Below are 12542 nucleotides of genomic sequence, written 5' to 3'. Positions count from 1 at the left end.
ATGGTATTTCGGCTGGCTCCAACCTCGGCGTCGGAAGGGTTCCGGCTCGAAGCGCATGACAGCGTCGGCTCAACCAATGCGCTGGCGCTGGACCATGCAAGGGCGGGCGATCCGGGCAGGCTGTGGATCGTTTCCAAAAGGCAGGAAAGCGGGCGTGGGCGGCGCGGGCGCGTCTGGGCGACGCCGGAAGGCAATCTGGCGGCGACGCTGCTCGTCATCACCAGTGCCGAGCTTCGCCTTGCCGCAACGCTGGGCTTCGTCGCCGGGCTGGCGCTGGCCGATGCGCTCGATGCCGTGGTGCCGAAGGGGCGGATCGCCATCGGCCTCGACGGCGGCAATGAGGGAAAGAACCGTTTCGAGCTGAAATGGCCGAACGACGTGCTTGCCTCGGGCGCCAAGCTGGCCGGCATCCTGCTGGAATCGGCGATCCTGGACGGCGGCCGTTTCGCGGTGGCGGTCGGCATCGGCGTGAATGTGGTGGCATACCCCGAGGATTTGCCTTATCCGGCAACATCACTCAACGCGCTGGGCGCGACATGCGATGCGGAAACACTGTTCCTGGCGCTGTCGGATGCCTGGAGCGAGAATGCCCGCTTGTGGGACGAAGGCCGCGGACTTGCGGCCGTCAGGCGACGCTGGTTGGCTCGCGCGGCGGGGCTCGGCGAGCAGGTTGCTGTCAGAATTGACGGTAGTGTGGTGCGTGGGGTGTTTGAAACCATTGACGAGGACTGCCGTTTCGTGATCCGCGACGATGAAGGTTCGGTTCTGACGATCGCCGCCGGCGACGTGCATTTCGGAGCGGTCGCGTCTGCCCGCGTTTAGAGCCCGTTCGCTAACGGCTCTAAGTGTTTGTTTTCATGCAATTCCTGTGGGAAAACCGTTAGACACTTTTCCTGGAATTGCTTTATGGACTTGGTCTGAGGACCAGGAAGGGAAAAATCATGGCGAAAGCGGAAAACGCCGAACTCGTCTTCGTGCCGCTCGGCGGCGTTGGCGAGATCGGTATGAACTTCGCTCTTTACGGCTACGGCCCGCCCAGTGCGCGCGAGTGGATCATCATCGATGTAGGTGTGACCTTCCCCGATGCCGCGCATCCGGGCGTCGATCTGATCTTGCCCGATACGCGCTTCATCGAGGAGAACCTCGCCAATCTGCGCGGCATCGTCATCACCCATGCGCATGAAGACCACTATGGCGCGCTGCTCGACACATGGCCGAAGCTGAGGGCGCCGGTCTGGATGACGCCGTTCAGCGCCGGCTTGCTCGAAGCCAAGCGGCAAGGCGAGCAGGGGGCTCCGAAAATACCGGTGACGATCTACAAAGCGGGTGAGAAATTCACCGTCGGTCCGTTCGAGATCGAGGCCATTCCGGTGGCGCACTCGATCCCCGAACCGATGTCGCTGGCGATCACCTCGCCGGCCGGCACCGTCATCCATACCGGTGACTGGAAGATCGATCCGGAGCCGACGATCGGGCCGAAGACCGACGAGGCGCGTTTCCGCGCCTATGGCGACAAGGGCGTTCTGGCGCTGATCTGCGATTCGACCAACGCGCTGCGGGAAGGCGAGTCGCCGTCGGAGGTCGCGGTCGGCGAAGGACTGAAAGGCGTCATCCAGGCTGCCAAGGGCCGTGTCGCCGTCACCACGTTTTCCTCCAATGTCGGACGCATCGTCTCCATCGCCAGGGCGGCTCGGGATGCCGGCCGCCAGTGCCTGGTGCTCGGCCGCTCGCTGAAGCGGGTGATCGATGTGGCTGGCGAACTCGGCTACATGGACGGGCTGCCGGAGTTCATCGCCGAGGAGGATTTTGGTTTCATCCCGCGCGAGAACCTCGTCATCATCTGCACCGGCAGCCAGGGTGAGCCACTTGCCGCATTGGCCAAGCTGTCGCGCGACGAGATGAAATCGGTATCATTTACGGCCGGCGACACGGTGGTGTTTTCCTCGCGCACCATTCCGGGCAACGAGAAGGCGATCCTCGAGATCAAGAACCGCCTCATCGACCTCGGCATCAAGATCATCGAGGACGGCGACGCGCTGGTGCATGTCTCCGGCCATCCGCGGCGCAGCGAATTGCGCAAGATGTATGAATGGGTGCGCCCACAGATCGGCGTTCCCGTGCATGGCGAGGCGGCGCATTTGGTGGCGCAGGGATCGCTGATGTCGATGTCTGGCATCGGCCAGGTGGCGCAGGTGCGCGACGGCGACATGCTCAGGCTTGCTCCCGGCCCCGCCACCATTATCGACCAGGTGCCGTTCGGCCGCGTCTACAAGGACGGCAGATTGATCGGCACCGACCAGGCGATGGGCATCCGCGACCGGCGCAAACTGTCCTTTGCCGGTCATGTCGCGGTCAATGTCGTGCTCGACGACAAATATGAGCTGGCCGGTGATCCCGACCTGGTCGCCATCGGCGTCGCCGAAGCCGATGGCCGTGGTGAGACGCTCGAGGACCTGATGATCGATGCGGCAATCGGCGCGGTGGACTCGATCCCCCGTCAGCGCCGAAAAGACCTCGACCTTGTGCAGGAAGCAGTCCGGCGCGCCGTGCGCGGCGCCGCCAACGAAGCCTGGGGCAAGAAGCCATTGGTGACGGTGTTTGTGACTAGGTAGTGAATAGTGAATAGTGAATAGTGAATAGTGAATAGTGAATAGTGAATAGTGAATAGTGCTCGACGTCCTGTGGTGATCGAGATTGGGTTCACCATTCACCATTCACCATTCACCATTCACCATTCCCACGGAGCACCCTATGCTCGGACGTCTGAACCATGTCGCGCTTGCCGTGCCGGATCTGGCTGCCGCCGTCGCCGTCTATCGCAATACGCTCGGCGCGGACGTGACGGAGCCGCGGGCGCTGCCGCAGCATGGCGTCACCGTGGTGTTCGTCAATGTCGGCAACACCAAGATCGAACTTCTGGAGCCCTTGGGCGAGGGGTCGCCGATCGCTGCCTTCCTGGAGAAGAATCCTTCCGGCGGCATGCACCATCTTTGCTATGAAGTCGAAGACATCCTCGCCGCGCGCGACCAGCTCAAGGCTGCCGGCGCCCGCGTGCTGGGCGACGGCAACCCGAAGATCGGCGCCCACGGCAAGCCGGTGCTGTTCCTGCATCCGAAGGATTTCTTCGGCACGCTGATCGAACTGGAGCAATCATGAGCTGGGTTTCGTTCACCGCCCTGTTTTTCGCGACCTGGTGGGTGGTGCTGTTTGCCGTGCTGCCGTTCAGCGTGAAGACGCAGGATGACGATCATGATGTGACGCTGGGCACGGTTCCGAGCGCGCCGCGCGGCCCCCATATGCTGCGCGCCGTGATCCGCACCACCATCGCCACGGGCGTTCTCATGGGCATTTTTTATGGCTTGACGCACGGGCTGGGATACAGCCTCGACGACATCCCGCACATCGTGCCGGAATTCAACCAAACCCCAACCAAATAGACCGTCCCGCAAGGGCGTTTTTATCAGTCGGAATCGTGCGCGTTCCGAACAGGAATGCCGTGTCCTTTGCGGCTGCGCGAGTGCTGCCGCAAGGTAAGGTAGTTTGGCAACTCGTTGCGCTAAGCGGATGATTGCACAAAAAAAATGCAAGGCACAAGGCCTTGCAATTTAAACGCGTCCGATCTGTTTCCGGTTTCCGGCGGCAGCGAGTAACCGCGCCTAGATCGCATCCTCCCAAGACTTTGACCGCGTAGGAGAGCGGATTTTTTTCCACCCTCTCGGTTATCAGGGCACATTAGCCTAACGCGAATGAAAATGTCACGAAGAATTTTGCCTTGAAACGGGCATTCTCGTGCTGCACTGCACAATAGTGCGGCAGGCGTTGCTTGGGAAACGACCACTAAGGCGCACGGGGCAAATGCGGCGCCTTGGAACGCCGCGCGTTTGCCGGACGCGCGAGGTACACTGCAATAGTTTTACTCCCAGCACCGCCGTATTTTTGAAAATCAATTTCCGATTTTCGGGCCAGTGCGTCCGGGTTTCCATTCCGCCATGAAATGGCTATGAAGCCGGGGCAAGCAAGCCCGTGCCGCGCCGATTCCCGCGCGGCCATTCTCACTCACGGACCAGTCCATGCGTTTGTCGCGCTATTTCCTGCCCATTCTCAAAGAAAATCCGCGCGAGGCCGAGATCGTCTCGCACCGGCTGATGCTGCGCGCCGGCATGATCCGCCAGCAGGGGCAGGGCAGTTTCTCATGGCTGCCGCTCGGCAGGCGGGTGCTGGACAAGGTCTGCCGCATCATCCGCGAGGAGCAGAATCGCGCCGGTGCGCTGGAAATCCTGATGCCGACCATCCAGTCGGCCGATCTGTGGCGCGAAAGCGGCCGCTACGACGACTATGGCAAGGAGATGCTGCGCATCAAGGACCGGCAGGACCGCGACATGCTCTACGGCCCGACCAATGAGGAAGTGGTCACCGAGATCGTCCGCGCCTATGTCAAATCCTACAAGGACCTGCCGCTCAATCTCTACCACATCCAGTGGAAGTTCCGCGACGAAGTACGGCCGCGCTTCGGCGTCATGCGCAGCAGGGAATTCCTGATGAAGGACGCGTATTCCTTCGACCTCGACTTCGAAGGCGCCAAGGCGGCCTACAACAGGATGTTCGTGTCCTATCTCAGGACCTTCACCCGCATGGGCCTGCAGGCTATCCCGATGCGAGCCGACACCGGGCCGATCGGCGGCGATCTCAGCCATGAATTCATCATCCTTGCCGACACCGGCGAGAGCCAGGTCTACTGCCACCGCGACTATCTTTCGCTTGATGTGCCCGGAGAGAAGACCGACTTCGCCAACGACGCCGAGATCGGCGACATCGTCAAGACGTGGACGACGCCTTACGCCGCCACCGACGAGATGCATGACGAGGCGGCGTGGGAAAAGATCGGCGAGAACGACAAGGTTTCGGCTCGCGGCATCGAGGTCGGCCACATCTTCCATTTCGGTGACAAGTATTCCAAGCCGATGGGCGCCAAGGTGACCGGGCCCGACGGCAAGGATCATTTCGTCTCCGGCGGCTCCTACGGCATCGGTCCGTCGCGCCTTGTCGCGGCGATCATCGAAGCGAGCCACGATGACAACGGCATCATCTGGCCGGAGGCGGTGGCGCCGTTCGACATCGGGCTGATCAACATGAAGGTGGGCGATGCCGAGTGCGACCGCGTCTGCGACGAGCTGCATGCCGCTTTCGTGGCCGCCGGCAAGGACGTGCTCCATGACGACACCGACCAGCGGCCCGGCGGCAAGTTCGCCACCGCCGATCTGATCGGCCTGCCGTGGCAAGTGATCGTTGGACCGCGCGGCGTGGCTGCCGGCGAGATCGAGATCAAGAATCGCAAGACCGGCGAGCGTGAGACGCTGCCGGTCGCGGACGTGAAGAAGCGCTTCGGTGTCGCCGCATGAGCGAGGCGGTGGCGGCAAGATCGGCGGGCGCCGGGCCTTTTTCCATCTTCGAGCGCATGGTCGCGTGGCGCTATTTGCGCTCGCGGCGCAAGGAGACGGTGATCTCGGTGATCGCTTCGATCTCCTTCCTCGGCATCATGCTGGGGGTCGCCACGCTGATCGTGGTGATGGCGGTGATGAACGGCTTCCGCGCGGAGCTGCTGACGCGCATCCTCGGCGTCAACGGCCATCTCATCGTGCAGCCGCTCGATTCGCCGCTTGAGGACTATGCGCAGGTCGCCGGCCGCATCAACGGTGTATCAGGCGTCAAATACGCCATCCCGCTGATCGATGGCCAGGTGCTGGCGCAAGGCAATGTCGGCGGCGGAACCGGAGCGCTGGTGCGCGGCATCCGCGGCGAGGATCTCAGCAAGATCTCGATCGTTGCCAGCAACATCAAGCAGGGCTCGATCGCCGATTTCGACTCCGGCGAGGGCGTGGCCATCGGCAAGCGCATGGCCGAGAATCTCGGCCTGACGCTTGGTGACACCGTCACCTTGATCTCGCCGGACGGCGATGTGACCCCGATTGGCACGACGCCGCGCATGAAGGGCTACAAGATCGCGGCGATCTTCGAAGTCGGCATGTCGGAATATGACACTTCCATCGTCTACATGCCGTTCTCCGAGGCGCAGCTTTATTTCAACATGGACGGCCGGGCGCAGACGATCGAGATCTATGTCGACAATCCCGACGATGTCGACGCGCTGAAACCGAAGGTGGAGGCGGCGGCGCAGCGGCCGATCGACATGGTCGACTGGCGCCAGCGCAACGAAACGTTCTTCTCCGCCCTGCAGGTCGAGCGCAATGTCATGTTCATGATCCTGACCCTGATCGTGCTGGTGGCGGCGTTGAACATCATCTCCGGCCTGATCATGCTGGTGAAGGACAAGGGGCATGACATTGCCATCCTGCGCACCATGGGGGCGTCGCGCGGCGCCATCCTGCGCATCTTCCTGATGACGGGTGCGGCGATCGGCGTGACGGGCACGCTCGCCGGCGTGCTGCTCGGCGTGCTGATCTGCACCAACATCGAATCGATCCGCCAGTTCTTCTCGTGGATGACCGGCAAGGTTCTGTTCAATCCGGAACTCTATTTCCTCAGCCAGTTGCCGGCGAAGATGGATCCGCGCGAGACGACCTATGTCATCCTGATGGCGCTCGGCCTGTCGTTCCTGGCAACGGTGTTTCCGGCATGGCGGGCCGCGCGCCTCGATCCCGTCGAAGCCTTGAGGTACGAGTGATGGCCGAGGCCATTATCGAGCTGAAGAGCGTCGAGCGGCACTATGTCCAGGGGCCGCGCAAGCTCACTATCTTGAACGGTGCCGATTTCTCGCTGAAGCGCGGTGAGATGGTGGCGCTGGTGGCGCCGTCGGGCACCGGCAAGTCGACGCTGTTGCACACTGCCGGTCTGCTGGAGCGTCCCGACGCCGGCGACGTCATCCTCGCCGGCCGTGCCTGCGGGCGGCTCTCCGACGACGAGCGCACGGCGATCCGCCGCAACGATGTCGGCTTCGTCTATCAGTTCCATCATTTGCTGCCGGAATTCTCGGCGCTGGAAAACATCATGATGCCGCAGCTCATCAAAGGGCTGAGCCGCAAGGACGCGGCCGAGCGTGCGGCACAGCTGCTCGACTACATGCAGATCGGCAAGCGCGCGTCGCACCGGCCGTCCGAGCTCTCCGGCGGCGAGCAGCAGCGCGTCGCCATTGCCCGCGCCGTTGCCAATGCGCCGCTGGTGCTGCTGGCGGATGAGCCGACCGGCAATCTCGACCCGGTCACCGCCTCCTATGTGTTCGAGGCGCTGGCGGCGCTGGTCAAGCAATCGGGCCTTGCGGCGCTGATCGCCACCCACAATCACGAGCTGGCATCGCGCATGGACCGGCGGGTGACGCTGGCAGATGGCAAAGTGGTGCCGCTCGGCTCGGGCTGACCTCGGTCTCGACAAATCATGGCGGGCTCACTGACAGTCCGCCACCGATGCCTGTTTCCGCAGCTGTCGCTCGCACCTCAACCTTTCCTTAACCTTGCCGATTTGATCGCCCGAAAATTCCTGATGTAGCCGGATTGCGCGCGTTGACATTTGAACAAAATTAGAACAAAATACGAACATATCAACAACAGGAGAGAGTTATGACCGATCTGGTTCAGGATGTCATCTCACTGGTTTGCATGAGCACCTTTCTCGTTTCCATGGCGATCTGGATCGGAGCCATGTGATTTGGCGGCGTTCGCCGCCGCTGTTCCTGAAGGGACAGGGCCGCTCCGCCGTTAAGCATTTCTTGCCGCCGCGACGTTAGGGTGCCCTGAAAGACAGGGAGCAACGTCAGGTGTCGCCCATCGTCACGGCCATTCTCGTGGCCAGCAATCTCGGGCTGATCTTTCTCTTGATGACCGTGCCGCTTGGTCTGCGCACAGTCCGGCTCAGCCGCGTGATAGCAGCGGACCGGCAGCGCCTCTGGCAGGCGCTGTGGCCGCATGGCAGCGATGCCGGCTGGTCGGGCGAGATCCTTTCCGCCGAGGCGCCGGACGGCGAGGGCGTGGCCCGCATCACGCTGTCCTGGGAAGGACGCGACGGCAAGCCGATCGAGCGCAAGTCGCGGTTTGAAGACGTCGTCGAGGGCAGCCGGTTCTCGATGCGCGTCATCGAGGACACCGCGCTCGACGCTTCGTTCTGGAAGGACTATCGCGAAACCGCTGAACTCGTTTCCGAGGGCAACGGCACGCGGGTGACGCTCAGCCAGACCGATCGTTATCGCGGTGTTGCCTTCCTGGTGTTCCGCTATTTCGCCATGCGCCGCGAACTCGGCAAACTGCGGCGCTGGACGCGGACCGGGCAGTATCGCAAGGGCGGCTGGTTCGAGCATCCGCTCAGCCAGATCGGGTTCGCCGGTCTTTCGGCGTTGATCCTGTGGCCGTTCTTCGGCCTTCACTTCGGCGGGCTGGCACTGGCCGCGATCCTGACATCGGTCGTGGCCTTGCACGAGCTCGGGCACATGGCCGCATTTCGGCTGATGGGTCACAACAGGGCACGGATGATCTTCATTCCATTGCTCGGTGGCATCGCCATTGGCGGGCGGCCCTATGACAGCCGTTTCGAGGTCGCCTTCGTGGCATTGATGGGCGCCGGCTTCTCCGCCTTCCTGGTGCCGATCGCAATCGCCGCCAGCACCTTTGCCGGCGCGGAAGGGCATCGGTTGGCGGCTGGGCTGCTGGCGACGCTGGCGGGCTTCGCCGCCCTGTTCAACATCGCCAATCTGGTGCCGGTGTGGAAGTTCGACGGCGGCCAGGTGCTGCGCCAGATCTGCCCGGGGCCGGTCGCGCTGGCGCTGGCCTCGTTCTTCCTGCTCTCGGCCTTCCTGGCGGTGGGTTGGCAGGCCGGCTTTTCTTCCAACTTTCTGCTCGCTACAGGAGCGGTGTTTTCAATTCTCAGCCTGCTGACGATGAGCAGCGGAATAAAGCCGCGCCATGAGCTGAAGCCGATCCGCACCGTCGACCGCTTCGCCATCGCCGGGGCGTTGCTGGCGGTGTTTGCTATCCATGGCTGCGGCGTTTTGTGGGCGTCGGCGCAACTCATCTGAGCTTGTCCTAGGCGGGACGATTCAGCCGGCCTTGCGTGCGGCTTCGGCGGGCAAAGCCGTGGCGGGACCGAACACGTCCTCGAAGGCGGATTTCAGCGCGAGATCAAGGTCGGCCATTGTCAGGGGAAGGCCGAGGTCGACGAGGCTGGTGACGCCGTGGTCCTGCACGCCGCAGGGCACGATGCCGCTGAAATGGTCGAGGTCCGGCTCGACATTGATGGCGATGCCGTGGAAGCTCACCCAACGCCGCAGCCTGATGCCTATTGCCGCAATCTTGTCCTCGGCCGGCGAGCCGTCCGGCAGCGAAGGGCGATCCGGCCGCACCACCCACACGCCGACCCGGTCCTCGCGGCGCTCGCCATGCACATCGAAGGCGGCGAGCGTGCCGATGATCCACTGTTCAAGCGCGGCGACAAAGGCGCGGACATCCTCGCGCCGCCGCTTCAGGTCGAGCATGACATAGGCGACCCGCTGGCCCGGCCCATGATAGGTGTATTCGCCGCCGCGGCCGGCCGCGAAGACCGGGAAGCGGTTGGCGTCGATCAGATCCTTGTCACGGGCGCTGGTGCCGGCGGTGTAGAGCGGGGGGTGTTCGACCAGCCAGACCATTTCGCCGGCGGCCCCGCTTCGGATCGCCTCGGCGCGTGCCTCCATGAAGGCAAGCGCATCGGGATAGGCGGTGAGGCCGGGCTCAATGCGCCATTCGACCGGCGCTGAGCCGGTCAGGGGCAGGAACGACGTGGCGATCTGGCTGCGTTCTGTCATCACGGCTCTCGTCCACGGCGCGTCATTTCAAATGCGCGACACGCCCTGGGTGCTTGTCTTGTTCATGTCGTGGTCCCGAAAACGCTCGGCGCCTTTTGGACGACATGCCTAGTCCTTCATATGGCGGCAATCGGGCAAAACGTCCAGTTCGAGGGGCGTTTCAAGCTTCTCGACCATTATGCCAAAATGGCTGGCGATTATTACGTGTCGCGCACTTGTTTCGCCGGAAACGATTTGCTACACGCCGCGAGCCGGTCGGTTCCGGCTCTACCACGTGCGGTCGTGGCGGAATTGGTAGACGCGCAGCGTTGAGGTCGCTGTGGGGCAACCCGTGGAAGTTCGAGTCTTCTCGACCGCACCAAAATTTCCCATTGGGATTTGCGCTGACGTCGGTGTGGCACACGTTCCACTGATTAGGTAGCTGGTCATGCATGACTGGCAATGAACGCTTATTTCGGTTCTACCTCTATGCCCAGTTCCGCTGCTACATTTGATAGAGATGAGAAAATGGCCGACGCTTCGTTGTAGACGTAAGCTGGTCCTTTATCTTCAATCATTGGCATGGGCTCGCCACGGTACCATTCTGCAATCTTGCCGTCCGACCCTCGGCGAGAAGCTTTTTCAAAAATGTCGCGGTAGCGACGAGGCGATATTCCGACAAAATGTTCGAAGGTCACTCGTTGATCGTTCTTTTCATCCAAAATCGCAGAATCCTCGTGGAATGCCAGAGCTTTGCTTTTTGGATAGGGCTCAATGAAAACGACGCGCTTGAGGCCAGCTGCGATAATGTGCTTGGCACAATTATGGCAAGGAAATGTCGTTACGAAAATCGAAGCTCCGGCAGTTGGTCGTCCCAAACGAGCGGCGTCGCAAAGCGCCGTCATTTCGGCATGTGTCATCCGACCAAATTCGGTGATGTCTGAGATTGAAGCGGACTTTATCCGCTTTTTGACTTCGGCATCTGCAAACAAAGATGACGCCGTTTCACCGGATTTCAGCACCTGCGCCTCCTCCAGTGTTCGAAGGAAATCAAAGATTATCCGATTTTTTTCCGTCCTGTTTGCGTCAATTCCGTCGTCCAGATCCCGATGCGTATCCTGGTCCTCGGTCCAATAGGTTCCTCCGCTGAACTTAGGGACCTCGTTGCAGCCCATCGCGATAACTTCGCCTCTGGGAGTGAAGATCGCCGCACCGACCTGCCGCGCGAGATCGATCGACCTCAGTGATGCGGACGCAGCTATGTAAGCTCCGTATTCATCCCGATTAGGGCTGATAGAATTTTTTCCGAAGAGGCCGTCAATAAAGCGAACCAAAGTGCGCGAAATGCTGTCTTCATTTCTGCCATTTATAAATGCATCACCGAGATGAAAGACTTCCTCAATTCGCTGCCCATGAACGTCCGACCTTTCGTTCATGTCGGTATCCATAAGAAATTCGGCCGCGTCGGTGCAATCGGCTGGCGACAGGTTGGGATTGGAGAGCGCGATGTTCCTTTCCAGGTTTTTTAGTCGTTCGCGATCGCTTGCATGGATAGATATTTGTATGAATTTTCGACCATACACCTTTCTAAGTAGTTGAATTTCTTCAGCCCGTTTCAGCTGCCGCAGAATGTAAGCCGTCTTCTCAACAGGAATATCTTCTGGTTCGACGTCATCTCGATTGCCAACCGAATATTTTGCCCGCCTGGTTCGGATTTCAGCAATCGCTAGAGCAGCTAGCGCGGCATCATTTTCACATTTCTTTCGTACGGCATTGGCGAAATCAATTCGGGACTTATAGCGGACGTATGGGTCTTGGCTGTCTTCGACATCAAGCCCTTCAATTTCGATGCCCTTCATCAGTTCGGTCAGTCTCAGCCGTTCAGAAAGGTAGCCGACAGAAGTCAGAGCATCGGCGAGTTTCCGTTCAACGATGTCCATATTCACGCCGATTGGCCCCACCAATCCAAAAACCAATTCCGGAAAATTGGTGGAATCCGCTGTCGCTTGATCACTATTTGTCATTTTGCCCCCTCGGAACCAACAATGCCCTTGTCGGTTCTCCCCGAACGATTCAATAATCAGAATCGTGGAGGATTGAAACATGGCAAAGGAATCTCATGGAGCGCATGCTGTGAGTACGTCGAACCACAAGTATTCGATGCAGATTGAGAAAAGCCTCAGCCAAGCTGCAAAATCGTTGAGTCAGCGTCCGCAGGAATTGAGGGGGCCTTTCGTCGTTAAAAGTGTTTCGAACGCTCAAACGAATTCGAACACCAAGCGATAGGCACTAGCCTAAATCGAAAAAAAAGCCCGCTGCGAACGCAGCGGGCTTCTTGTGACTGTGAAATCAATTTCACAAACAGATGCGATTTGGCTGAGCTCGGATGAATGATGCGCGCCGCAATCTGGGGCGAAGCCCTCAAATCACGCCGCCTTCTTCTTCCGGGCCAGGGTATCGGCCACGACCTCGCCGAAGGACGATGGCGTCGGCACGATGGCGACGCCGGCCTCTTTCAGGATTTCGACCTTTTCCTGCGCCGATTCGCCGAAGGCCGAGATGATGGCGCCGGCATGGCCCATGCGCCGGCCTTTCGGCGCGGAGAGCCCGGCGATGTAGGCGATCAGCGGCTTGCGCATGTTGTCGCGCGCCCAGATCGCTGCTTCCGCTTCCTGCGGTCCGCCGATCTCGCCAATCATCACCACGGCGTCGGTTTCGTCGTCCTGCTCGAACAGCTTCAGAATGTCCTTGAAGGACGAGCCGTTGATCGGATCGCCGC

The 12542-nt window shown here is 60.8% G+C and carries 10 protein-coding genes, 1 tRNA gene and 1 pseudogene; 9 read left to right on the top strand and 3 right to left on the bottom strand.

Annotated elements, in window-relative coordinates:
* From NKH02_RS20320 to NKH02_RS20285, 8 genes are all read left to right on the top strand, one after another.
* Nucleotides 1–822: a biotin--[acetyl-CoA-carboxylase] ligase gene (locus NKH02_RS20320; RefSeq protein ID WP_352870977.1), complete on the top strand. Its 822-nt coding sequence runs from the start codon at nucleotides 1–3 to the stop codon at nucleotides 820–822.
* Nucleotides 823–941: 119 nt separating this feature from the next.
* Nucleotides 942–2612, top strand: coding sequence for a ribonuclease J (locus tag NKH02_RS20315; RefSeq protein ID WP_352880982.1), 1671 nt, complete (start codon nucleotides 942–944; stop codon nucleotides 2610–2612).
* 139 nt (nucleotides 2613–2751) lie between these two features.
* A complete protein-coding gene (mce, locus tag NKH02_RS20310) occupies nucleotides 2752–3156 on the top strand; it encodes a methylmalonyl-CoA epimerase (protein WP_352880980.1) in 405 nt (134 codons plus the stop codon).
* A complete protein-coding gene (locus NKH02_RS20305) occupies nucleotides 3153–3437 on the top strand; it encodes a DUF1467 family protein (RefSeq protein WP_352870980.1) in 285 nt (94 codons plus the stop codon). The genes mce and NKH02_RS20305 overlap by 4 nt, the downstream gene beginning before the upstream one ends.
* A gap of 633 nt (nucleotides 3438–4070) precedes the next feature.
* Nucleotides 4071–5399, top strand: coding sequence for a proline--tRNA ligase (gene proS / locus NKH02_RS20300; protein ID WP_352880978.1), 1329 nt, complete (start codon nucleotides 4071–4073; stop codon nucleotides 5397–5399).
* Nucleotides 5396–6682 carry a lipoprotein-releasing ABC transporter permease subunit gene (locus NKH02_RS20295; protein ID WP_352880976.1) on the top strand — a complete coding sequence of 429 codons (1287 nt, stop codon included), beginning with the start codon at nucleotides 5396–5398 and terminating at the stop codon, nucleotides 6680–6682. Before proS ends, NKH02_RS20295 begins: the two co-directional genes overlap by 4 nt.
* On the top strand, nucleotides 6679–7371 hold the full coding sequence (locus NKH02_RS20290) for an ABC transporter ATP-binding protein (protein ID WP_352880974.1): 693 nt from the start codon (nucleotides 6679–6681) through the stop codon (nucleotides 7369–7371). The genes NKH02_RS20295 and NKH02_RS20290 overlap by 4 nt, the downstream gene beginning before the upstream one ends.
* 397 nt (nucleotides 7372–7768) lie before the next feature.
* Nucleotides 7769–9019, top strand: a complete 1251-nt coding sequence (locus tag NKH02_RS20285) for a site-2 protease family protein (RefSeq protein WP_352880972.1) — start codon at nucleotides 7769–7771, stop codon at nucleotides 9017–9019.
* A 21-nt stretch (nucleotides 9020–9040) separates the two neighbouring features.
* On the opposite strand, the gene lipB is transcribed toward NKH02_RS20285, so the two are convergent.
* Nucleotides 9041–9784, bottom strand: coding sequence for a lipoyl(octanoyl) transferase LipB (gene lipB, locus NKH02_RS20280; RefSeq protein ID WP_352880970.1), 744 nt, complete (start codon nucleotides 9782–9784; stop codon nucleotides 9041–9043).
* A 276-nt stretch (nucleotides 9785–10060) separates the two neighbouring features.
* Between lipB and NKH02_RS20275 the strand changes: the two genes are divergently transcribed.
* A tRNA-Leu gene (locus NKH02_RS20275) sits at nucleotides 10061–10145 on the top strand.
* A gap of 88 nt (nucleotides 10146–10233) precedes the next feature.
* Here NKH02_RS20275 and NKH02_RS20270 read toward each other — a convergent pair.
* On the bottom strand, nucleotides 10234–11787 hold the full coding sequence (locus NKH02_RS20270; protein WP_352880969.1) for an anti-phage dCTP deaminase: 1554 nt from the start codon (nucleotides 11785–11787) through the stop codon (nucleotides 10234–10236).
* Nucleotides 11788–12189: 402 nt separating this feature from the next.
* Nucleotides 12190–12542, bottom strand: a pseudogene (locus NKH02_RS20265) (succinate--CoA ligase subunit alpha); the annotation flags it as partial.

Source organism: Mesorhizobium sp. M1396 (assembly GCF_040317725.1).
In the GTDB taxonomy this organism is placed as follows: Bacteria; Pseudomonadota; Alphaproteobacteria; order Rhizobiales; family Rhizobiaceae; genus Mesorhizobium.
The sequence above is the reverse complement of the archived record's forward strand: the minus strand, read 5'-3'. Positions and strand labels throughout refer to the sequence as shown.